This is a genomic window from Streptomyces sp. NPDC021115, from assembly GCF_044333065.1.
Taxonomy (GTDB): Bacteria; Actinomycetota; Actinomycetes; order Streptomycetales; family Streptomycetaceae; genus Streptomyces.
On record NZ_JBIRQF010000009.1, the window covers coordinates 1 to 22,520 of the forward strand.

The 22,520-nt window shown below is 71.5% G+C and carries 15 protein-coding genes and 3 pseudogenes; 13 read left to right on the top strand and 5 right to left on the bottom strand.

The window, feature by feature from the left end; translation table 11 throughout:
• Nucleotides 1-21 precede the first annotated feature (21 nt).
• From ACH4TL_RS25995 to ACH4TL_RS26035, 9 genes are all read left to right on the top strand, one after another.
• The gene (locus tag ACH4TL_RS25995; RefSeq protein ID WP_398425354.1) at nt 22-3,621 is read left to right on the top strand and encodes an SDR family NAD(P)-dependent oxidoreductase; all 3,600 of its coding nucleotides are present in this window, start codon (nt 22-24) and stop codon (nt 3,619-3,621) included.
• Between the two features lie 26 nt (nt 3,622-3,647).
• Nucleotides 3,648-4,424 carry an arylamine N-acetyltransferase gene (locus tag ACH4TL_RS26000; protein WP_398320633.1) on the top strand — a complete coding sequence of 259 codons (777 nt, stop codon included), beginning with the start codon at nt 3,648-3,650 and terminating at the stop codon, nt 4,422-4,424.
• A gap of 24 nt (nt 4,425-4,448) precedes the next feature.
• Nucleotides 4,449-6,047, top strand: a complete 1,599-nt coding sequence (locus ACH4TL_RS26005; RefSeq protein ID WP_398425348.1) for a bifunctional 3-(3-hydroxy-phenyl)propionate/3-hydroxycinnamic acid hydroxylase — start codon at nt 4,449-4,451, stop codon at nt 6,045-6,047.
• A gap of 62 nt (nt 6,048-6,109) precedes the next feature.
• Nucleotides 6,110-7,060: a class I SAM-dependent methyltransferase gene (locus ACH4TL_RS26010; protein WP_398320627.1), complete on the top strand. Its 951-nt coding sequence runs from the start codon at nt 6,110-6,112 to the stop codon at nt 7,058-7,060.
• Between the two features lie 56 nt (nt 7,061-7,116).
• Nucleotides 7,117-8,040 (top strand): LysR substrate-binding domain-containing protein, encoded by a 924-nt coding sequence (locus ACH4TL_RS26015; RefSeq protein WP_398320625.1) that lies wholly within the window; start codon nt 7,117-7,119, stop codon nt 8,038-8,040.
• A 237-nt stretch (nt 8,041-8,277) separates the two neighbouring features.
• Nucleotides 8,278-11,250 carry a 3-phosphoshikimate 1-carboxyvinyltransferase gene (gene aroA / locus ACH4TL_RS26020; protein ID WP_398320711.1) on the top strand — a complete coding sequence of 991 codons (2,973 nt, stop codon included), beginning with the start codon at nt 8,278-8,280 and terminating at the stop codon, nt 11,248-11,250.
• Between the two features lie 2 nt (nt 11,251-11,252).
• Nucleotides 11,253-12,389, top strand: a complete 1,137-nt coding sequence (locus ACH4TL_RS26025) for an acyl-CoA dehydrogenase family protein (RefSeq protein ID WP_398320708.1) — start codon at nt 11,253-11,255, stop codon at nt 12,387-12,389.
• Complete coding sequence (locus ACH4TL_RS26030; RefSeq protein WP_398320622.1) at nt 12,389-13,180, top strand: SDR family oxidoreductase; 792 nt, start codon at nt 12,389-12,391, stop codon at nt 13,178-13,180. The genes ACH4TL_RS26025 and ACH4TL_RS26030 overlap by 1 nt, the downstream gene beginning before the upstream one ends.
• Nucleotides 13,177-15,228 carry an FAD-dependent oxidoreductase gene (locus ACH4TL_RS26035; protein WP_398320619.1) on the top strand — a complete coding sequence of 684 codons (2,052 nt, stop codon included), beginning with the start codon at nt 13,177-13,179 and terminating at the stop codon, nt 15,226-15,228. The genes ACH4TL_RS26030 and ACH4TL_RS26035 overlap by 4 nt, the downstream gene beginning before the upstream one ends.
• 768 nt (nt 15,229-15,996) lie before the next feature.
• On the opposite strand, the pseudogene ACH4TL_RS26040 reads toward ACH4TL_RS26035, so the two are convergent.
• Nucleotides 15,997-16,272: pseudogene (locus tag ACH4TL_RS26040) on the bottom strand (LysR family transcriptional regulator); the annotation flags it as partial.
• Between the two features lie 349 nt (nt 16,273-16,621).
• Nucleotides 16,622-16,825 (bottom strand): hypothetical protein, encoded by a 204-nt coding sequence (locus ACH4TL_RS26045; RefSeq protein WP_398320616.1) that lies wholly within the window; start codon nt 16,823-16,825, stop codon nt 16,622-16,624.
• Between the two features lie 175 nt (nt 16,826-17,000).
• On the opposite strand from ACH4TL_RS26045, the pseudogene ACH4TL_RS26050 reads away from it, so the two are divergent.
• Together ACH4TL_RS26050 and ACH4TL_RS26055 are read left to right on the top strand one after the other, a co-directional pair.
• A pseudogene (locus tag ACH4TL_RS26050) lies at nt 17,001-17,801 on the top strand (IS200/IS605 family accessory protein TnpB-related protein); the annotation flags it as partial.
• 41 nt (nt 17,802-17,842) lie between these two features.
• A pseudogene (locus ACH4TL_RS26055) lies at nt 17,843-18,067 on the top strand (beta-mannosidase); the annotation flags it as partial.
• A gap of 12 nt (nt 18,068-18,079) precedes the next feature.
• Here ACH4TL_RS26055 and ACH4TL_RS26060 read toward each other — a convergent pair.
• Together ACH4TL_RS26060 and ACH4TL_RS26065 are read right to left on the bottom strand one after the other, a co-directional pair.
• Nucleotides 18,080-18,517 (bottom strand): VOC family protein, encoded by a 438-nt coding sequence (locus ACH4TL_RS26060; RefSeq protein WP_398320613.1) that lies wholly within the window; start codon nt 18,515-18,517, stop codon nt 18,080-18,082.
• A gap of 1 nt (nt 18,518) precedes the next feature.
• Nucleotides 18,519-19,100, bottom strand: a complete 582-nt coding sequence (locus tag ACH4TL_RS26065) for a DinB family protein (protein ID WP_398320610.1) — start codon at nt 19,098-19,100, stop codon at nt 18,519-18,521.
• A gap of 61 nt (nt 19,101-19,161) precedes the next feature.
• Here ACH4TL_RS26065 and ACH4TL_RS26070 point away from each other — a divergent pair, with 61 nt between their 5' ends.
• The gene (locus ACH4TL_RS26070; RefSeq protein ID WP_398320607.1) at nt 19,162-20,124 is read left to right on the top strand and encodes a helix-turn-helix transcriptional regulator; all 963 of its coding nucleotides are present in this window, start codon (nt 19,162-19,164) and stop codon (nt 20,122-20,124) included.
• Nucleotides 20,125-20,189: 65 nt separating this feature from the next.
• Here the strand turns inward: ACH4TL_RS26070 and ACH4TL_RS26075 are convergent, their stop codons facing one another.
• Nucleotides 20,190-21,281 (bottom strand): alcohol dehydrogenase catalytic domain-containing protein, encoded by a 1,092-nt coding sequence (locus ACH4TL_RS26075; protein ID WP_398320604.1) that lies wholly within the window; start codon nt 21,279-21,281, stop codon nt 20,190-20,192.
• A gap of 103 nt (nt 21,282-21,384) precedes the next feature.
• Between ACH4TL_RS26075 and ACH4TL_RS26080 the strand changes: the two genes are divergently transcribed.
• On the top strand, nt 21,385-22,278 hold the full coding sequence (locus tag ACH4TL_RS26080; RefSeq protein ID WP_398320601.1) for a LysR family transcriptional regulator: 894 nt from the start codon (nt 21,385-21,387) through the stop codon (nt 22,276-22,278).
• The last annotated feature ends 242 nt before the right edge of the window (nt 22,279-22,520 follow it).

Genomic DNA, 22,520 nt, shown 5'->3' on the forward strand with positions numbered 1-22,520 from the left:
GTCGATGCGCCGTCGCCGAAGGTGGATTGGTCGGCGGGTGCGGTGGAGCTGCTGACGGAGTCGCGTGAGTGGCCGGAGGTGGATCGGCCGAGGCGCGCGGCGGTGTCTTCGTTCGGTATCAGCGGGACGAACGCGCACGTGGTGCTGGAGGCCGCTCCCGAGGAAGACGTTGCCGAACGGGTCGCTTCCGGTGGTGCGGTGCCGCTGGTGGTGTCGGGGAAGTCGCCGGAGAGCTTGCAGAAGCAGGCGGAGCGATTGGCTGCCCATCTGGAGGCGGACGACGCACTGAGCCTGGTGGACGTGGCGTATTCGTTGGCGGTGTCGCGGGCGCACTTTGATCACCGTGCGGTGGTGGTGGCGGATTCCGCTGATGAGGCGCGAGAGGGCCTGGTCGCGGTGCGCGGTGAGGAGTCGATCTCTGGCCGGTTGGGTGTGGTGTTCACCGGTCAGGGGTCGCAGCGGGTGCGTATGGGGCGTGAGCTGTATGGGGCCTCTCCGGTGTTCGCGGAGGCGTTCGATGCGGTGTGCGCTGCCGTGGATGGGTTGCTCGGCCGGTCGTTGAAGGAGGTGGTCTTCGGCGAGTCCGAGCTGCTGGATGAGACGGGTTTCGCGCAGCCTGCCTTGTTCGCGGTGGAGGTGGCGCTGTTCCGGCTGGTGGAGTCGTGGGGTGTGCGGCCCGACTTTGTCGCGGGGCATTCGATCGGTGAGGTCGTGGCCGCGTATGTGGCGGGTGTGTGGTCGTTGGAGGATGCGGCGGCGTTGGTGGTGGCCCGGGGCCGCCTGATGCAGGCGCTTCCCGAGGGCGGTGTGATGGTGGCCGTCGAGGCCACCGAGGACGAAGTGGTCCCGCTGTTGACCGAGGGCGTGAGCATCGCCGCGATCAACGGGCCGATGTCGCTGGTGCTGTCCGGCGTCGAGAACGCGGTCCTCGCCGTGACGGAGCACTTTGAGGACCGCAGGACCAAGCAGCTGCGGGTGTCGCACGCCTTCCACTCGTCGCTGATGGACGGGATGTTGGAGGACTTCCGCCAGGTCGCGGCCGGTCTGTCGTACAACCCGCCGAGCCTTCCGGTGGTGTCGAACCTGACCGGCGAGGTGGCCGACCCCGAGCGTCTGTGCTCGCCGGAGTACTGGGTCGAGCACGTGCGTGGCACGGTCCGCTTCGCCGATGGCGTGGAGGCTCTGCGGGCGGAGGGGGTGACCACGTTCCTGGAGCTGGGGCCGGACGGCGTCTTGACCGCGATGCTGGGGCAGGACGGCGTGCCGACCCTGCGCCGCGATGTGGCCGACGAGGCTCGTGCGCTGCTGACCGCTATCGGGCGGCTCCATGTACGCGGGGTCGAGGTGGACTGGGAGCAGGTGTTCGCGGGGACGGGCGCGCGTCGCGTCGACCTGCCGACGTACGCCTTCCAGCGGCAGCGGTACTGGCTCGAAGGCGAAGCCGACACCGCACCCCTCACCAGCGACTTCGACGCCGAGTTCTGGGAGGTCGTCGAGCGCGGTGATGCCCATGCGCTGGCGCGGACGCTCAGCCTTGAGGCGGCGGCGCTGGACGAGGTGCTGCCCGCCCTGTCCACGTGGCGCAGCCGTCGGCAGGAACAGTCGACGGTCGACGACTGGCGGTATCGGATCGCGTGGCAACCAATCGACGCCCCCGCCGACGCCACCGTCGCCGGTGCCTGGCTGCTGGTGGTGCCCGCCGCGTACGACGGCCCGCTGGCCGAGTCCGTCGGCGGTGCGCTGGCCGAGCACGGTGGCCGTGTTCTGCGCGTAACGGTGGACCATGAGGAACGTCGGCCGCTGGCCGAACTCATCGGTGCGCAGCTGGATACCGTCCCAGACGACCTGTCGGGTGTGGTGTCCCTGCTGGCCCTGGACGATCGCCCGTATCGCTCGTCCGACCCGCACACGTACTCCACCCTGTCCGCCGGGCTGGCCACGACGGTGACGCTCGTGCAGGCGCTGGGCGACCGGGACGTCACCGCACCCCTGTGGTGTGTGACGACGGGTGCGGTGGCCGTCAGGGAGGACGGCGAGCTGGCGAGCCCGTTCCAGCACATGGTGTGGGGCGTGGGCACGGTGCTGTCCCTCGACCACCCCAAGTCGTGGGGCGGTCTCGTGGACCTGCCCGCCGAGCCCGACCAGCGGGCGCTGGGACACCTCGCCGCGACGCTGTCGGGGGTGGACGGCGAGGACCAGGTGGCGATCCGCCCGGAGGGCGTGTTCGCGCGCCGGATGGAGCGGGCCAGGGTCGGCGCGGACGCGGCGAACGTGGCGGACGCGGCAAACGTGGAGAACGCGGCGGACGCCACGTCAACGCCGTGGACACCGCGCGGTACGGTCCTCATCACCGGTGGCACGGGCGGCATCGGCGCCCATGTGGCGCGCTGGGCCGCCGGCCTGGGCGCCGAGCACCTGCTGCTGATCAGCCGCCGGGGGCGGGACGCCGAGGGTGCGGCCGACCTCGAGGCGGAGCTGATCGCGCTCGGCGCGCGCGTCACCATCGAGGCGTGCGATGTGACCGACCGCGCGGCACTGGCCAAGCTGGTCGCCGATGTGCCGGTCGCCCAGCCGCTGACCGCCGTGTTCCACACGGCGGGTGTCGCCCAGGAACCACGGCAGCTGGCCGACACCACCATCGAGCAGTTCGCCGAGGTGGGGATGGCGAAGGTGGCCGGTGCGGTCCATCTGGACGAGCTGCTGGCCGATCAGGATCTCGACGCCTTCGTGGTGTTCTCCTCCGGCGCCGCCGCCTGGGGCGCCGCGGGGCAGAGCGCCTACGCGGCCGCGAACGCCTTCGTGGAGGCGCTGGTCCGGCACCGCCGCGCCGCTGGACGTCCCGCCACTGCGGTGGCGTGGGGCGGCTGGGCCGGTGGGGGCATGGTCGACGCCTCGGTTGCGGAGGAGTTCGCAGGGGCCGGGGTGGTGCTCATGGAGCCTCGGCTGGCCGTATCGGCGCTGGCCCAGGCGCTGGGCCGGGACGAAGGCCATCTGGTGGTGGCGGGCATCGACTGGGCCCGGTTCGCGCCCTCGTTCCTGGTCGCCCGGGACCGGCCGCTGCTGCGTGGCCTGCCGGAGGTGGCCGCGCTCACAGCGGCGAACACGGCGTCGAACACAGCGGCCAACGGGACGTCGAGCCCGGACGGGGAACGGGAACGCGGCCGGGACGCCGCGGAGTTGCGGTCGCGCCTGGCGGGGCTGTCCGCGCCGGAACAGCATCAGGCCCTGGTCGACATGGTGTGCGGCGAGGCCGCGCGCGTGCTGGGGCATGCGGGGAAGGACCTGGTACGCGACGGTGTCGCCCTGCTGGACATCGGGTTCGACTCGCTGACCGGGCTGGAACTCCGTAACCGGCTCAATGAGCTGTCCGGGCTGGAGCTGCCGCCCGGGCTGGTCTTCGACCAGCCCACCGCGGGCATGATCGCCGACCTGATGCTGGAAGCGCTGCGGCCCGGCCTCGCCGCGCTTGCCGTGCCGTCGGCTTCGGCTTCCGTGGCGGAGGAGCTGGACAAGCTGGAATCCGCCATGTCGAGGGCCGTACAGGACGACGACACGACGCGCGAGCTCGTTGTCACGCGACTGCGCGAGCTGTTGGGCAAGTGGGACGACGTGAACGCGTGACGATCCGGGAGAAAAGAGAAATCCGCATGTTCGAGGTCGAGACCTATCTGCGCCGTATCGGGTTCACGGGGGAGCGCGAGCCCACCGTCGAGACGTTACGGGCGCTGCACAAGGGACACCTCATGTCGGTGGCCTACGACAGCAGCCACTTCATCAACAGCTTCACCGGCTTCCGGAACGTGGTCGACATCGACATCGACCGGGCGTTCACCGACATCGTCGTGAACGGAAACGGGGGAGTGTGCCATGACCTCAATGGCCTCTTCCGGCGGCTGCTGGCGGAACTCGGCTACGACGTGGCGATCCTCGCGGCCTCGCAGCGGTGGCCGAACGGCCGGTTCGGCCCCGACCTGGAGCACACCTTCGGCTGTGTGCGGATCGACGGCGACACCTGGCTGGTCGATGTGGGCTTCGCCGGGCCGTCCTACCTGGAGCCGCTGCGGGTGAGTGACGAGGTCAGCCACCAGTACGGATGCGACTACCGGCTGACCGAGCAGGGCGTCTATCACGTCCTGGAACGCAGGGACCGGTCCGGCGACTGGCGGCCGGTCTACCGCTTCGAACTCAGGCCCCGCGAGGTCGCCGAGTGGGACAGCCCGGAGCGCACGGGCGTGGGAGAGGTCGTGGGCGACTCGCTGTTCGCGGGCACGGCGCTACGGGGACGCGCGCTGCCCAACGGCCAGCTGGTGCTGACCGGGAAGCGGCTGCTGCGGGTGGAGGACGGCTACGAGAAGATCCGCACCCTGATCGATCCGGCGGAGTACGACAGCGTCGTCAAGGACATCCTGGCCGGGAACGGCTGAGGCCCGGGTCGAATGGAGACGACGATGCGACCCGAAACCGACGTGGCCATCATCGGCTACGGGCCGGTCGGCCAGGTGCTGTCCATCATGCTGGCCCAGCGCGGATGGCGCGTGACGGTCATCGAGCGCTGGCCCGAGCCCTATCCCATGCCGCGTGCCGTGGGCTTCGACGACGAGGCCGCCCGGATCCTCGCCACCATGGGAATCGGGCAGTTCCTGGGCAAGGTGGGGGAGAACTCCCGGGACTACGGCTGGCGCAACGCGGCGGGCGAGACGCTGGTCTACATGGAGAGCGCGGCGGACGGCCACTGCGGCTGGCCGCAGGCCACGGCGATGTATCAGCCCGGCCTTGAATCGACGCTCATCAGCCGGGGCGAGGACTTCCCGAACCTGACGGTGATCCGTGGCCATGAGGCGGTGGAGCTGGAGGACCACGGGGACCACGTCGAGATCGTCACTGAGGACACCGACGCGAACGAGCGCACCCTGACCACCCGCTGGGTCGTCGGATGCGACGGCGCGAACAGCTTCGTGCGGGAATGCATGGAGACCTCGCTGACCGACCTGGGGTTCTTCTACGACTGGCTGATCTGCGACGTGGTGCTGAACGAACCGCGCGAATACCGGCCGAACAACCTCCAGATCTGTGACCCGGCCCGGCCCCGGACCGCGGTGTCGGCCGGGCCCGGACACCGCCGCTTCGAGTTCATGCGGCTGCCCGGCGAGAGCATCGACGAGCTGGAGAAGGAGGACACCCTCTGGCGCCTGCTCGCGATGTTCGACATCGGCCCCGAGGACGCGACGCTGGAGCGCCACGCCGTGTACACCTTCCAGGCCCGCTGGGCCGGGCAGTGGCACACCGGACGGTTCCTGCTCGCCGGGGACTCCGCCCATCTGATGCCCCCGTTCGCGGGGCAGGGGATGTGTTCGGGGCTGCGGGACGCGGCCAATCTGTCCTGGAAGCTCGACCTCGTGCTGCGCGGGCTCGCGGGCGAGCGCCTGCTGGACACGTACACCGCCGAGCGGCGCGCGCACGTCCAGCACGCCATCACCACGTCGGTGAAGCTGGGCAAGGTCATCTGCGTCACCGATCCCGTCGCGGCGGCCGACCGTGACGCGATCATGCTGGCCGGGCGCGAGCGCGGCGGTGCGGCGGCCCTGCCCATGTCGACGCCGATTCCGCTGTCCGAGGGGCTGCTGCACTGTGCGGCGGACGGCACGCCGATCGGCCCGGCCGGTGCCCTGACCCCTCAGGCCCGGGTGGCGAGCGGGGACCGGACCGGCCTGTTCGACGAGCTGGTCGGGCTCGGCTTCGTGCTGCTGGCGTCGGTCGATCCGAGGCCCTTCCTCGACGAGGGGCAGACGGAATTCCTGGAGCGGCTCGGCACCCGGTTCGTCCATGTGCTGCCCTCCGGAACCGACCCGAATGGGCTGGACACCGGCACCGTGGTCGACGTCGACGACCGCTATCTGCCCTATCTGGCCGAGGCCGGTGCGACGGCCCTTCTGATACGCCCGGACTTCAACGCGTTCGGCGCGGCGGGCCGGGCCGATGAATTGGGATCGCTCGTCGAAGAGCTTCGCCGTCATCTCGGGGAACCGGAGCCCGCTCCCGCCCCGTAGAAGCGGTACGTAGAACCGGCAAGAGAACCCAGCGAAAAAGAACACAGCAAGAGAGGAAGACCATGGGTACACGCGAGGATATGTACGGGCTGTTCTCGAGCGTCAACGAGATCAACCTCACCGGCGAACGCAACCGGGGAAGCGCCAAGGACGGCAAGCTCAAGAAGTCCATCGCCGTCAGCTACGACCTTCAGGCACAGATGTCGAAGAAGGGAATCCTGTGGAACTGGGGATTTCATGACGACCAGATCGCCAAGGAGATCAACGCGAGGATCCCGGACTTCCTGAACTACGACACCGACGGATTCTCCGAGGAGCTGTACTTCTTCGCGCTCAAGCAGGTTCCTTTCGACCTGGACGACTTCGCGGACAAGTCCGTACTCGAAGTCGGCTGTGGCCTGGGGGAGGGGCTGAACTTCCTCTCGCGCGTCACCAAGGCGGCCGGAATGGTGGGCCTCGACTTGTCGGAGCAGGCCGTCAAGCGGGCGAATGCCTCGCTGGGCAGAGACGGTCTGAGCTACGTCCAGGGGGATGCCGAGAAGCTTCCCTTCGAGGACGGGGAGTTCGATGTCGTCATCAACATCGAGAGCGCGCACAACTACCCCAACTTGGAGACGTTCCTGACCGAGGTCGCGCGGGTGCTCAAGCCGGGCGGCTACTTCTCCCACGTCGATCTGTTCACCACTCAACGGCATGCGGAGATGGTGGAGCTGAAGGAGAAGGACCTCGGCCTGGAATGGGTGCACGAGCGCGACATCTCGTCGGAGGTCAAGACCGCGATTCACCGGCGGCTGGCTCCTGACGGCTCCTTCCACAAGGCGCTGAAGGAGCAGCGCGCGGGATTGGTCCAGCGCCATATGGCCAAGCGCGTGGGTCCTGAGGGCGTCGGCGGGGCCTTCGCCGGTTATCAGGACAGCTCTTCCACCAAGCTGCTGAAGAAGCTGGGCGTCCTGCCGTCGCAGTTCATGCCGCCGGTCGACAGCTACCGCCACCTGGTGGCCAAGAAGCGCTGACCTTCGGTGACGGTACGAAGGAGGGAGGGGCGATGAGGAACCCGAATCTGGTCAACATGGACCTCAACCTGCTCGTGCCACTGCACGCGCTCCTCGTCGAACGAAGCGTCACGAAGGCCGGGGAGCGGCTGTCGGTTGGACAGCCGACCATGAGTACCGCGCTGGCGAAGTTGCGTCGCGTCTTCGACGATCCGTTGTTGCTCAGAGACGGCCGTGAGTGGGTGCTGAGCCCCTTGGCGGATTCCCTGCTGGAGCAGCTGGAAGACGTCCTGTCGCAGATCGGGTGTCTGCTCGGCGGCACGGCGCATTTCGATCCCGCTTCCAGCCGACGGACCTTCACCGTGGTCGCCGACGATTACTCGGCGGTCCTGATGATGGGCCCGCTGTGGGAAGAGGTGGCCGACCTCGCGCCGCGGGTGCGGATCAACTTGATCGCGCATCAGGCCGGGCCGCTGGACATGCTGCACCAGAAGAAGTGCGATCTCGTACTCCGGCAGCAGACGGCGGATTCCGGCGGAGCGTCCGCGTTTCCCAGTTCCGTGCTGTTGTCCGACGACTTCGTCGGGGTGGTGACCGAGGACCATCCCGACGTCGGCGGCCGGCTGTTCGCCGAAGATCTCTCCCGCCTGCCCTATGTGCAGGTGGGCGGGTCCGCCATGCCCTTGGCCGAGGCGCGCTTCCTGAAGTCCTTTCGGCCGGGGAACGCGGTCGCCACCACGGAGACCGTGACCTCCGCCCTGCATATGCTGCCCGGCACGCGGATGTTCACCATCACACAGCGGCGGCTTTTCGACAGATTCGGCCGGGCGCTCGGGCTCCGTCCGGCCGAGATCGAGGTGCCGACGACCGCGTGGACCGAAGTGATGTACTGGTATCCCCAGTCCTCGGCCGATCCCGCGCAGCAGTGGCTCCGTTCGACAATCCTGCGGATCGCCGCGGGATTGTCCGGCCGGGCCGTGCCCCGGGCGGTGGCCGCGTGAAGTCGGTGGTCGCGTGAAGCCGGTGGCCGCGTGAAGTCGGTGGCCGCGTGAACAAGTATCGACGGCAGTGATGTCAGGCATGGGAAAGTCGTCATTCTCAAGCCCGGGCCCCGGCCACTAGCGTGAACGTCGGCGCCTGGCCGATGAAGGCGCCTGATCGATGAATCCGAGGCGGGCAGCCCTTCTCTGCCAACGCGATGCACATCCCTTATGAACCAGCGGACCGGGAGACTGGAATTGCGGTTATTGGTGAAGCGGCTGTCCGAACAGGTCAGCGGGCAGCTCATCGTTCCTGCCTCGAAATATCATGCGCACCGGGCCCTGATACTGGCCTCCCTCGCACCGGGGGTGAGCCGGATCGCGGGCCTGTCGGACGCGGGCCATGTGCGGCACACCCTCGCCGCGCTGCGGAGCCTCGGCACCCGGATCGACGTGGACGGCGACGCCTTCGTCGTGCACGGCGGCCCGTACCGTCCGCGGCGGACCGAGATATCGGTGGGCAGTTCGGGCACGACGCTCTACTTCCTCGCGGGACTCTCCTGTCTCGCCGAGACGCCCGTGACCGTCGTGGGGCAGAAGTACTTCCAGCGGCGCCCGATCGGCCCGCTGCTGCGTGCGCTGTCCGACCTCGGCATCGACCTCGACTCGCCCACGGGCTGCCCGCCGATCTCCGTGCGGCCACGCCGTCCGAAGGGCGGCCACGTACGGATCCAGGGCACCCTCTCGCAGTGGATCTCCGGACTGCTGCTGGTGGCGCCGTTCGCGACGGGGCCGAGCACCATCACGGTGGAGGGTGAGTTCAACGAGCGGTCGTACGTCGACCTGACGGTCCGGATGATGAAGCAGTTCGGACTGTACGTCGACGTCTCCGAGGACGGGCGGCGGTTCGACATCGCCCCGGACCAGCAGCCGGGACCGGCCACCGTGGTCCTGCCGCCCGACATCGGTTCGGCGGCGTTCGGCCTGGCCGCGGCGGCGCTGCACCCGGCCGATGTGCTGTTCCGGGGCCTGCCCGCGATACCCGCGCACGAGGTGGACCACCCCGAGGCGGACGTACTGAAGATCTTCGCCGACATGGGCCTGCCGATGACGCCCGATCCGGAGACCGGCATGGTCCGGGTCCGCCACGAGGGCACGCGGCTGAACCCCGTCCGGGTGGACTGCCGGTCCGTACCCGACATGCTGCCCGTGCTGTCCGTGCTCGGGTCGGTGGCCGACGGCACCACCGTGTTCGACAACATCGGCCACGTCCGGCTCAAGGAGTCCGACCGGGTCGCGGCGATGACGCAGCTCAACCGGATGGGTGCCCGGCTCGAACAGCGCGGTGAGCAGCTGCTGTGCCACGGCGTCGACCGGCTGACCGGGGCGGACCTCTCCTCGTACAACGACCACCGCGTGCTCATGTCGCTGGCCGCCGCGGGCACGGTGGCCGACGGCGAGACCCGGCTGACCTACCCGAACGCGTACCGCATCTCCTATCCGCGCTTCCTGGACGACATGAACGGCATCGGGCTGGGGCTGTCGGTGGAGAAGACCCGGAAGACGAGCAGTACGCCCAGCCCGGCACCTTCATCTCCCGCCGGTTTCACCGAGCCCGCCCGCGCCGCCACCGTCCCCATCGGGGACCATCTGCGCCGGTGTGCCGACACCCGTCCCGACGAGCCCGCCGTGTTCGACCCGGGCACCGACGGCGGACGGGGACTGAGCTGGACGTGGCGCGAACTGGACGAGCAGGTCGACAGGGTCGCGACGCTCCTGCTCGACCTCGGTGTGCGGCCCGGTGAGCCGGTCGCCTACCAGCTCCCGAATCAGGCCGAGTTCGTCGCGCTCGCCCTGGCCGTCGCCCGTATCGGAGCGGTGAGCTGCCCGCTGATGCCGATGCTGCGGCAGCGGGAGACGGCCTTCATGCTGCGCCGGGCCCGGGCCCGGGTGCTGGTGGTTCCGTCGAGCTTCCGCGGCCGCGATTATCCGGCCGAAGTGGCGGAGCTGCTCCGCGTGGACGACCCGCCCGCCCTCGAACACGTCCTGGTCATCGGCGGGAACACCACACCCCCGACCACAACAGGCCCGACCTGGCACGACTTCGCCGACGCCGTACGCCGCGCGCCGGACCGCGACCGGCTCGACGCCCGCCGCCCGGAGCCCGCCGCCCCGGCCCAGCTGCTGTTCACCTCCGGCACCTCCGGTGAGCCCAAGGGCGTGCTGCACCGGATGGACGCGCTGACCCGGGCCGCGGCCATGGAGATCCACCACCTCGGACTGACCGGCGAGGACCGGGTCTTCGTCCCGTCGCCGCTGGCGCACCAGACCGGCTTCCTCTACGGCATGTGGCTCGCCGTCCTGCGGGGCGTGCCGCTGATCCTGCAACCGGTGTGGGACGGCAAGACCGCCCTCGGCCTGCTGCGTCAGCACGGGGGCACGTTCGTCCAGGCCGCCACGCCGTTCCTCGGCGACCTCGTCGAGGCGGTCGAGGAGGCCGGGGAGCCCCCGACGTCGCTGCGGATCTTCGTCGCGACCGGGGCGGCGGTGCCGCGCGCGCTGGCCGAGCGGGCGACCGAGGTGCTGGGCACGTCGGTCTGCGGCGCGTGGGGGACGACGGAGACATGCCTCGGCTCGCTGTCCGCGCCCGGCGACGAACCGGCGAAGATGTGGGGCACGGACGGCCGCGCGCTGGACGGCATCCGGCTGCGCGTCACCGATGACACGGGCGCCGTGCTGCCCGCCGGGCAGGAAGGCAACTTCGAGGTCTCCGGCCCGTGCATGTTCCTGGGGTACTACGACCGTCCCGAGTGGACGGCCGAGGCGACGACCCCCGACGGCTGGTTCCGCAGCGGCGACCTGGCCGTCATCGACGAGTCCGGATACGTGCGCATCAGCGGGCGGGTGAAGGACGTCGTCAACCGCGGTGGCGAGAAGGTGCCCGTGGGGGAGATCGAGCAGCTGCTGCACACCCACCCCGCGGTACGTGACGTCGCGATCGTGGCGATGCCCGATCCGCGGCTCGGCGAACGCGCCTGCGCGTACGTCGTGGCGGGCGAGGAGTTCGACTTCCAGGAGATGCGGCGCTTCCTGGACGAGCGACAGGTCGCCAAGCCGTACTGGCCCGAGCGGCTGGTGCGGGTCGACCGGCTGCCCCGTAACCCGGCGGGCAAGGTGCAGAAGTTCCTTCTGCGCGAAGACATTCAGAAGCTGATGAGGAGCGGGGCGTGAGCATGGACGAGCAGGACTTCCGGAAATTGGCCGCGGACATCGAGGATTTCGTCCGCGGGCCAGGTGAGCGGTACGCGGAGGAGATCGAACGCACCCACAAGGTGCCCGCCGCGCTCAAGCAGGAGCTGCGGGACCGCGGCTATCTGCGGCTGGCCGCGCCCCAGGAGTACGGCGGCATGGGCATTGAGTTCCCCCGGTTCCTGGAACTGATGGAACTCTTCTCGATGTCGCACGCGTCGCTGCGCATGATCGTGCACGTCCACAACGGGGTGTGGCGGGCGATCGACCAGTTCGCCACCGACGAGCAGCGCAAGCAGTTCGTGCTGCCGCAGGTGTCGGCCGACGCCACCGTGGCGTTCACGCTCACCGAGCCCACCGCGGGCACCGGGGCCGACCTGCGGTGCAGCGTCGTACAGGAGGGTGACACGTACTTCCTGTCCGGGGAGAAGCACCTCATCACCTTCGGCGTCGAATGCGACTACTGGCTCCTGTTCGCCCGGCTGGAGGGGACCACGGGCAAGGACGGGACGGTCGCGCTGATGGTGCCGCGCGACGTACCCGGCGTCGACGTGCGGCCCATGTCGGAGACCATGGGGGTGCGCGGCACCGATCACGCGCATCTGGTCTTCGACCGGGCGCCGGTGCCGGTCGCCAACCGCCTCGGCGAGGTCGGCCGGGGCCTGGACGTGGCGCTGGGCGGCTTCCTCACGCCCAGCCGGATCTCGGTCGCCATGACGTGCGTCGGCCTCGCGCGCCGGGCCCAGGAGCTGGCCGTCGAGCACGCCCGGGGGCGTACGACGTTCGGCAAGCCGCTGGCCGCGCGGCAGGCGATCTCCTTCGCGCTCGCCGAGAACGCCACCGACATCGAGGCCGCCCGCCAGCTCACGCTGCACGCGGCGCGGCAGTGGCAGGCCGGGGACGAGGCGGCCGCCGGGCTGTCCTCGATGGCCAAGCTGAACGCCGTCGACATGCTCACCCGGGTCACCGACAAGGCGCTCCAGGTGCACGGCGGCATCGGCTACTGGGAGTCCAGCCCGATCGAGCGCGTGTACCGCGACGCCCGGGCGCAGCGGTTCGAAGAGGGCACCAACGAGATTCAGAAGACCGTCATCGCACGGGACGTTCTGGGGGCGATCTGATGAGCGACAGCAAAGTCACCCTGATCACCGGGGCCTCGCGCGGCATCGGCCGCGAGCTGGCGGTGCGCCTCGGGCGCGACGGCGGCAGAGTCGTGGTCAATTACAAGAAGAACGCCGAACTGGCCGAGGAGACCCGCAAGCTCGTCGAGCAGGCGGGCGGGCAGGCGATCACCGTGGCCGCCGACGTCGAGATCCCCGAGGACATCGACCGGCTCTTCGACGCCGCGCGCGACGAGTACGGCCGCCTGGACCACTTCGTGAACAACGCGGCGGCCAGCGCCTTCAAGCCGCTCATGGACCTGAAGCTGCACCACATCGACCGCTCCTACGCGATGAACGTCCGGGCCTTCCTGCTCGGGGCGCAGCGCGCGGTGCAGTTGATGCCCGAGGGCGGCCGGATCGTCACGCTGTCGGGCTACGGCGGCACCCGCGCCTATATGACGTACGCCGCGCTGGGCTCGGCCAAGGCTGCCACCGAGGCCCTGGTCCGCTCCATGGCCGTCGAATTCGCCGGGCGGGGCATCAACGTCAACGCGGTCAGCGGGGGGCTCATCCAGTCCGACTCGCTCGACTACTTCTACAACGTGCCCGGCATGGCCCCCATGTCCAAGGTGCTGTCGAAGATCCCCAAGGGGCGGCCGGGCACCGTGACGGAGATGGCGGAGACGGTGGCGTTCCTGCTGTCCCCGGGGGCGGAGTACATCACCGGTCAGACGATCGTCGTCGACGGCGGCCTGTCGGTGGCGGTGCCCCCGTACATCGAGGACATGACCCCGCCGCTCACACCATGACGACCGAGCGATTCCGCCATGTCTTCCAGCCGTCGCGGATCGGCACGCTGACCCTGCCGCACCGCGTCGTCATGGGCCCCATGCACCTGGGGTTGGAGGCCCGTGACGACGGCGGCGCCGCGCTGGCCGCGTTCTACACCGAGCGGGTACGGGGCGGCGCCGGGCTGATCGTCACCGGCGGCGCCGCGGTCAGCCGGGTCGGCGCGGGCGGGGCCGGTTACGGCGTGCTGTCCGACCCCGCCTTCCGGTCCCGGCTGGGCCGGGTCGCCGACGCGGTGCACGAGGCGGGCGGGCTGATCGCCCTGCAACTGTTCCACGCGGGCCGGTACGCGAACCCGAGCGCCGCCGGACCGCGTCCGGTGGCGCCGTCGGCGGTGTACAGCAGGGTCTCCCGGTGTACGCCGCAGGAGCTGACCGAGGAGCGGATCGAGGCCACGCTCGCCGACTTCGCGGCAGGCGCCTCGTACGCCCGACGGCTGGGCTTCGACGGCGTCGAGGTGATGGGGTCGGAGGGGTATCTCGTCGACCAGTTCCTCTCCCCGCTGACCAACCGGCGCGACGACGGCTGGGGCGGCGACGCCGAGCGGCGTACCCGGTTCGGCGCGGAGCTGACGGGCCGGGTCCGCGCCGCTGTGGGGCCGGACTTCCCGGTGATCGTGCGGCTCACCGGGGCCGACTTCCTCGACGGCGGCAACAGCCCCGAGGACGTCGTCCGGTTCGCGCGGAAGGTCGTCGCCGCGGGCGCCGACGCGCTCAACGTCGGCGTGGGCTGGCACGAGTCGCCGGTGCCCACCGTGCAGTCCGTGGTGCCGCCCGGGGTGTGGACGCCGATCGCCGAGACCCTGGCGGGTGCCGTGGCGCCCGTCCCCGTCATCACGGGCAACCGGGTCAACCGCCTCGAACAGGCCGAGTCGATCCTCGACGCCGGACAGGTGGCGCTGGTCTCGATGTCCCGGCCGTTCCTGGCCGATCCGGAGCTGGTCGCCAGGGCCCGGGACGACCGGCCGGGCGGCATCTGCGTCGGCTGCAACCAGGCGTGCATCGACCGTTCCCTGTCCGACGCCGAGGTGAGCTGCCTGGTCAACCCGCGGGCCGCGCGGGAGCTGGAGTTCCCGCGGCGCCGCCCGCCCCGGCCCGCCGATCCGGGCGCGCGGCGGATGGCGGTGATCGGCGGCGGACCGGCCGGTCTCCAAGCCGCCCGCACCCTCGCCGAGTCGGGCTGCCGGGTCGACCTGTACGAGGCGGAAGCCGAGCTGGGCGGCCAGTTCCGGCTCGCCTGCCGGGTCCCCGGCAAGGCCGACTACGCGGCCGCGATCGACCAGCTCGGCGCGGAGCTGGCCCGGCTCGGCGTCACCTTGACCCCGGGCCACCGGATCACCGAGACGGACCTGGACCTCCTGCGGTCCTACGACGGCGTGCTCGTCGCCACGGGGGTCCGCCCGCGCAACGTGCCGATCCCCGGCGCCGATCTGCCCCATGTCCTGTCCTACCCGGAGGCGTTCGCGCCCGGTGCGCTCGGCGAACGGGTGGCGATCATCGGCGGCGGCGGGGTCGCCGTCGACCTCGCCCACTTCGCCGCCCACACCGTGGCCCGTACGGCCGGTAGCGGTCCGGCGGAGCGGTTCCGGCGCGAATACGGGCTCGTGCCCGGCGCCGCGCCGGACGTGCCGACGCCGGAACGGAGCATCACGATCCTGCACCGCGGCGAACGGCTCGGGGCCGCGCTGGGACGTTCCAGCCGCTGGGTGGCGCTCGACGCGCTGCGCCGCCGGGGGGTGCGCACCGTGTTCGGGGCGCACTGCTCACGGATCACCGCCGAGGGCGTGCACACCGTCGACGCCGACGGCAACGAAGCCGTCGTCGCGGCGGACACGGTCGTCGTCGCCGTGGGGCAGGAGTCCGAATCGGCCCTCGGCGGGCTCCTCCGCCGCGCCGGGATCGACCACCGCGTGATCGGCGGCGCCCGCGTCACGAAGGGGCTGGACGCCGTGCTGGCCACCGCGGACGGCCTGTCCGTCGCGTCCGAGTACGCCATGGACCCGCCGTGAGGCCCCCTGCTCCTGCCGGGCGGGCGGCAGCCCGGCCAGTACGCTCCCCAGCGGCTCCAGCGCCGCCGCGGCCTCGGCGAGCCTGTCCCGCAGCCAGAGGTGCGCCGGGTCGGCGGTGTGGCGGTGATGCCAGTACATGGTGTGGACCAGCGGCGGCAGTTCCGCGTCCAGCCTCGCCGCCCGCAGCCCGCACGCAGGTCCGAGCAGCGAGAACAACCGGGCCTGCGCCAGGGTCACCAGCCGTGTCCCGGCGACCACGTGCATCGCGACGGAGCAGTAACCCCCGGAGATGATGCGCCCGGCGCCGGCGGCGGGGCTCTCCGGCCCGGAGTCCTGGAAGAGCTGCGGGATCGCTTCCAGGTACCCGAGCCGCTGGAGTTCCTCGACGCCGACGGTCTCACCGACGCGGTCGTTGTCCCGGTCGGCGATGACGAGCAACTCGTCGTCGAACAGATCCCGGTTCCGGTAGCTGAGGATCTCCTTCGGCACGAGCGGACTCGGCGCCACCAGCAGATCGCACTGGGCCCGCCGCACCAGCGGCACCATGCCGTCGCGCGGCGCGACGATGTTCAGCCGCAGCCGTGGCGCCTCGTCCGCGATCGACCGCAGAAAGGGCTTCAGCAGGACGATGGACACGTAGTCGCTGGCGACGACGGTGAACGTGCGGTCCAGAAGGCTCGGGTCGAAGGAGGACGTGCTGTCCATCACCGCGTGAATGGACTCGATGGCCCTGGTCACCGGCCCCCGCAGGGACGCCCCCAGCGGGGTCAGCGCCATCTTGCGGCCGTCGCGCACGAGCAGCGGATCGCCGAAGTGCTTGCGCAGCTTCGCCAGCGACGCGCTCATGGCGGGCTGCCCCACCATGGTCCGCTCGGCGGCGCGCGTCACGTTCGCCTCGGTCAGCAGGGCGTGCAGCGGAATCATGAGGTTGATGTCGATTTTGCGCCGCAGCAGCGAAGACGCCTCCTCCGCGCCCGACACCGATTCCCCGCCGCACGGCCTGGAACCGCCCTCGCCTGCCCCGAACGTCTGCTGCCGCATCATTCTCCGTAACTGAACCCGAGCCGCTGCCCCCTACAGCATTAAGCGGGCACAGTCCCTAGCAAGTTCCTTACTTTCCGTCCCCCGGGCCATCCCGGGGCGCCGCGGCGGCGAGCCTGCCCGCCACGCCCTGGTAGTGGGTCAGGCCGTGGTCGGCGGCAGCGGGAGACCGTCTCACCCTCGACATGCTGTGGCGGATCGCCCCCGATCTGCCCCGGCGCGAGGTGTTCACCTGCGGGCAGGGCCTGTGCGGTACGTGCGTCACCACCCTGGAGAAGGGAATGTCGCCATGCGGGACAACGGTGGCCTCCGCCCCGGGGACGTGGCGCGGAACAAGATCCTGCTGTGCTGCTCAACGCCCCTGGAGGATCTGGTGATCGACGCCTGACGCGGCCGGAGGACGCGCCTCCGCGCGGCGCCGCCGCGCGGGGGAGGAGAACCGGTGCGCGGCCGCCAGGGCGAGCCCGGTGAGGGCGGCTCCGGCCCAGCTGAGCCCGGTCACCGCCGTGGTGAGCGGCATCCAGGTGGTCAGCAGCCCGACGGCGACCGCGGGCACCCCGGAGCCCCAGTAGAACGGCAGGTACAGGGCGGCCCCGACCCCGCCGCGCTGCCCGACCGGTGTCCGCGCGTCGACCGCTCGGGCGGCACCGCCGTACGCGAGCCCGTGCCCGAACCCGGCGAGGACCGTGGAGCCGAGCGTGGCGGGCAGGGAGGAGGCCCCGGTGGACGCGACCGCCTCGTGGACGATCCCGCCAGCCAGAACCGTTCCTCTGGCCCAGGCCCGCGTCGGTGGCCTGATCGGCGTCGACACCAACGCCGACCACCTCGCCGCATGGCGCCTGGACGAGTACGGCAACCCGGTCGGTGACCCGCGCCGGTTCTCCTACGACCTGAACGGACCGGCCGCCTACCGCGACGCCCAGGTACGGCACGCGCTGGTCCGCCTCCTGCACTGGGCCCAGCGCCACGGGGTGAGCATCGCGATCGAGGATCTGGACTTCCAGGCGGAGAAGACACGGGAGAAGCACGGCAGGCGGAAGCGGTTCCGCAAGCTGATCTCCGGCATGCCCACCTCCAAGCTGCGGGCACGACTGGCATCGATGGCCGCCGAACTCGGCATCACCATCGTGGCCGTCGACCCGGCGTACACCTCCAAGTGGGGCGCCCAGCACTGGCAGAAGCCCCTCACCAGCACCACCAGGAAAACCACACGCCATGACGCGGCAGCGGTGGCGATCGGCAGGCGCGCCCTGGGGTATCCGATCCGGCGACGGACGGCACCGCCCCCACAGCACCGGAGCGATGCTGTGGGGCATCGGACCGTCCAGGCCGCACCGGTGGCTCCGGGGCGTGAGGAAACCCGCCCCCGCATTCCCGGACCACGGACACGATCCGTCGGCACCGGACGCGGAGCGAAAGCGGGCGACCAGAGGGGGCACCTCCCAGCGGTAGCTGGGGGAGCCCACAACCGTTCGGAGCACCCGGCTGAGCATGAGTTCTGGCACCAGGACTCACTCCCGCCCAGTCTTTAGGAACGGTTGACCGGTGCCGGAGGGGCCCTTGTCCTCGCGCTCTCGCCGGTGCGGCCCGCCCGGTGACCTTCGACACCCCGTATGTCGGGGCCGATGTGCTGGTGCACAGGGACGGTCGGCGCTTCGTGTGGCTGGTCGGCCAGTCGGCGGAGCCGCTGGCGGTACGCCCGGTGGCGGACGGAACGCTGCACGACCTCGCGACGGGCGAACCGGTCGCGGAGATCGGGATGGACGCGTACGGCGTACGGGTCCTGGAGCTGGCCTGAGCGCGCGCCCGGTCAGTCGAGGCAGAATTCGTTGCCCTCGGGGTCGGCCATCACGATGTGCCCGGTGAGGAGCGGGGGAGCGGGCTCGTGGCGCTCCAGCCGGGTGGCGCCGTGGGAGGTCAGCCGTTCGGCCTCCGCCTCCAGCGCCGCCATCCGCGCGTCGCCGTCGAGGCCGGGTGCGGCCCGTACGTCGAGGTGCACCCGGTTCTTGGCCCGCTTGTCCTCCGGCACCCGCTGGAAGAACAGCCGCGGCCCGGAGCCGTCCGGGTCGAGCAGCGCCGAGGCGTCGCCGCGTCTCCCGGGCGGCACGCCCATCGCCTCCAGCGCCTGGTCCCACGAGTCGAAACCCCCGGGCGGGTCCTGCACCCGGTAGCCCATGGCCTCGGCCCAGAACGCGGCCAGCGCGGCCGGATCGGCGCAGTCGAAGGTGATCTGGACGTCGCGGGCCATGTCAGCTCGCCTCCTGTCGGGTCCGGTGGGTGTGCAGATGGAGATCGCGCAGCAGACACACCTCGGACAGATGGTGGATCATCTCGCGGTTGATGTGCAGCACGAGCGCCGCCATCGGATGGTCGGCGTACGGGCCCTCTGCCTCCCCGCATCGGCGGGCGAGCCCGGATTCGCCCAGCGACTCGACCCCGGCCTGCCAGGTGGCGTACTCCGCGTCGAGCTGGTCCAGCGCCTCGGCCGCGGTCGGGGCGTACGGATACGACTGGTAGTCGGTGGCGGTGCGGCCGAAGTGGGAGGCGTTGCGCATCGCGAGGACGCCGACAATCACATGCGCGAGGCGCCAGGCGATCGTCGGGAACGGCGGCGGGTCGGGCTCCGGCATCGCGAAGTCGATCGTCATCGGGCCGGACCCGGCCTGCACCGGGGCGGTGCCGGTGCCGCGCGGGCGCACGTTCCAGCAGTCGGGCACCGGCTCCCAGAAGTACTCGTCGTCGGTGAGTCCGTCGAGGCGGTCGCGCAGCTGGTGGGTCCAGTGCCAGCCGATCTGGTCGCGCAGCAGGGGGTTCCATCTCTGGTCGGTCATGAGCGCAGCCTGCCGCAGATAGCGGACAGGATCGTTCCGTGATCGGTGGAAGGATGAGCGTATGACCGCCGAGGGGACGACCGAACGGGTGCTGCGGCTGCTGGCGCTGCTCCAGCGCCGCACCTCGTGGACCGCCACCGAACTCGCCGCCGAGCTGGGCGTCACCGACCGCTCGGTGCGCCGCGACGTGGAGCGGCTGCGCACGCTCGGCTACCCCGTCCACGCCACGGCGGGCGTCGGCGGCGGCTATCAGCTCGGCGCGGGGACGCGGCTGCCGCCGCTGCTGCTGGACGACGAGGAGGCCATCGCGACGGCGGTGTCGCTGCGGCTGGCGTCGGGCGGCACGGTCGCCGGGGCGGGCGAGGCGGCGCTGCGGGCGCTCGCCAAGCTGGACCAGGTGATGCCGCCCCGGCTGCGCGCCGAGGTGCGCGCGGTGCACGGCGCGACGGAGACCCTGGTCGGCCCCGGCGTCGAGATCGACGCGGAGCTGCTGGTGACCCTCGCGCGGGCCTGCCGCGACGCGGTGCGGGTGCGGTTCCGGTACGCCGCCCGCGGCGGCGACGAGCGCGAGCGCACGGTCGAGCCGGTACGGATGGTCACCACCGGCCGCCGCTGGTACCTGATGGCCTGGGACACCGGCCGCGACGACTGGCGCACCTTCCGGCTGGACCGGATGCGCGAGGTGGCCGCGACCACGTGGCGCTTCCGGCCGAGGGAGCACCCGGACCCGGTCGCCTACGTCCAGCAGTCGGTGACCGGGGCGCCGTACCGGTACGTCGCCCGGGTGCGGCTGCACGCCCCGGCCGACCGGGTGCGGGAGCTGGTACCGCCCCAGGTGGGGCGGGTCGAGGACGACCGGGAGGGCTGGTGCGTGCTCGTCGCGGGCGGCGACGACCTGGACTGGCTCGCCGTCCATGTGGCCCGCCTCGGCTTCGAGGCGGAGGTGCTGGAGCCGCGGGAGCTGCGCGAGGCCGCCGCCCGGCTCGCCCGCCGCATCGCGGCGATGGCGACCGCTCCTGACTGACGGATACTGAAATCTGTCAGCCGTCAGCTGAAACCCATCAGCTGGAACCCGTCAGCCGTCAGCCGTCAGCCGTCGGACGACGGGGTGAGGACGGTGCGGTCGAACGGCCCGCCGTGCGCGGCGGCGTACGCGACCGCCTCGTTGACGGCGTCGAGCGGGAAGGTCCGGACGCATTCGGCGCCGAGGTCGAGCGCACCCGACGCGACGATCCGGATGATGCCGACGTTCGCCGCGGGCGGGCACAGCCATTGCCCGCGCACGGTGACCGAGTTGCGCATCAGCCACGGGTAGGGGAGGGCGAGGTCCGGCCCACCGAGCATGCCGACACCGCCCATGAGGACGACGCGGCCGTACTCCCGCACGGTCATGGCCGCCGTCCGCGTCGCCGAACTGGGCGCGGAGGGCGGCAGGAGGTCGAGCACCAGGTCGACCGGGCCCCCGGCCGCGTCGGTCATGGCCGCACGGTCGGCGTCCTCGTCCCCGGTCAGCTCGACCGGGCGCACCCGCGGGCCGAACCGCTCGGCGAGCAGCCCGAGCACGGCGCGGTTGCGGCCCGGCGCGACGACCCGGCCCGCCCCCATGGCCAGCGCCAGGGCGACCGCGCTGCTGCCGAGGTTGCCGGTGGCCCCGCTGACGAGCAGCGTCTCGCCGGGGGCGAGCCCGCCCGCGAGCAGGCCGCCGTAGGGGATGCCGTAAACGCCGAGCGCGGACCAGCGCGCCGGGTCGTCCGCCGCCTCAGCGGGCAGCGGGTACGCGTTCTCCGTGGGCACCCGCATGAGCTCGGCGAACGCCCCGTCGTGCAGATGCCGGGCGAGCCGCGCACCGCCCTCGCCGCGCGAACTCCAGCCCTGGAGCGCGATGTCGGGCGTCGGCACGCCGTCGCGGGAACGCACCGTCGGGTCGCACCACACCAGATCGCCGACGCGCAGCCGGGCGGCGTCAGGGCCGGCGTGGACGACCCGCCCCACCCCGCCGGTGCCGGGGACCACCGGGGGTACGAGCGGATAGGCGCGCCCGCCGCCGAAGACCTCCCCGGCGTACGGGAGGACACCGGCGGCGAGGACCCGCACCAGTACCTCCCCGCCGCCCGCCGCGGGATCGGGGACCTCCCGCACCGTGAGCGGGACACCGAACTCCGTCAGAACCGCTGCGCGCACCTGCCGACCTCCTTGATCGCCTTCACTCGTTCCGTTGCGAGCCTAGGAAGGCGGGAGCCATGCGCCAAGCGACGATCTGGCATATCTGGTATGCGTAAGACGCATGGACTTCTCCAGCACCGCTCTGCGGGTTCTGCGCCAGGTCGCCGAGTCGGGCAGCTTCACCGCCGCGGCCGCCCGGCTCGGCTACACGCAGTCGGCGGTCTCGCGACAGGCGGCCGCCCTCGAACGGAGCGCGGGCGCCGCCCTGTTCGAGCGCCACTTCGACGGGGTGCGGCTCACCCCCGCCGGGCTGACCCTGCTGCGGCACGCCCGTACGATCCTGGACTCCGTCGCGGCGGCCGAACGCGACCTCACCGGCTCCGCCCCGGGCACGGAACGGGTGCGGGTGGGGGTGTTCCCCGTCGCCGGGGCGATGCTCCTGCCCCCGGTGCTCACCCGGCTCGCGGCGGACAGCCCGCAGATCACGGTGACGACGCGGGAGGGCACCACACCCGCCCTGATCCGGGCCCTGCGGGCGGGGTCGATCGACCTCGCCGTGCTGACGTCCCGCCCGCCGCACCGGCCGTCGGACGGCGAATCGCCCCGGCTGCACATCGAGACCGCCGAGGACACCGAACTGCGCGTGGCGGCCATGGCCACCGGCGCGTTCGCGGGCCGTACCGCGGTGCACCTCGACGAACTCGCCGACGCGCCCTGGATCGCGGCCCCGTCGTCGGCGTCCGAGCCGCTGCTCGGCGTCTGGCCCGGGCTGCCCGGGCGGCCGCGCGTCGTCCACACCGCGCGCGACTGGCTGACCAAGCTCCAGCTGGTCGCGGGGGGTTTCGGGGTGACCACCGTGCCGTCTCGCATGGCGCCGGTGCTGCCGCCGGGCGTGCGCCTGCTGCGCGTCGAGGGCGCGCCCCCGGAGGTGCGCCGGATCCTCGTGGCACGGCTCCCCGGCCGCCCGGCCCCGGGCGTCGCGGCCGTCAGCGGGGCACTGGCCGCCGGAGCGTGAGCCGGGGCCGAGCTAGCGTGAGCCGGGGCCGAGCAGAGGGGGTACGAAAAATGCGGTGCCGTGGCCCGGCGGCCGCGCTATCGTGGCCGCGTCCTGTTGTCTCCGATAGAGGTGGACGTTGCGCATCTGAGGTTCGCGATCATCGCGCGGTACGGCGTTGCCGTACGCGTGGATGCGACCTCGGTGCATGAGCCGTCCCTCACTCCGACAGGCCCCGCACCCCCTTCGCCCTCCCGGCCCGG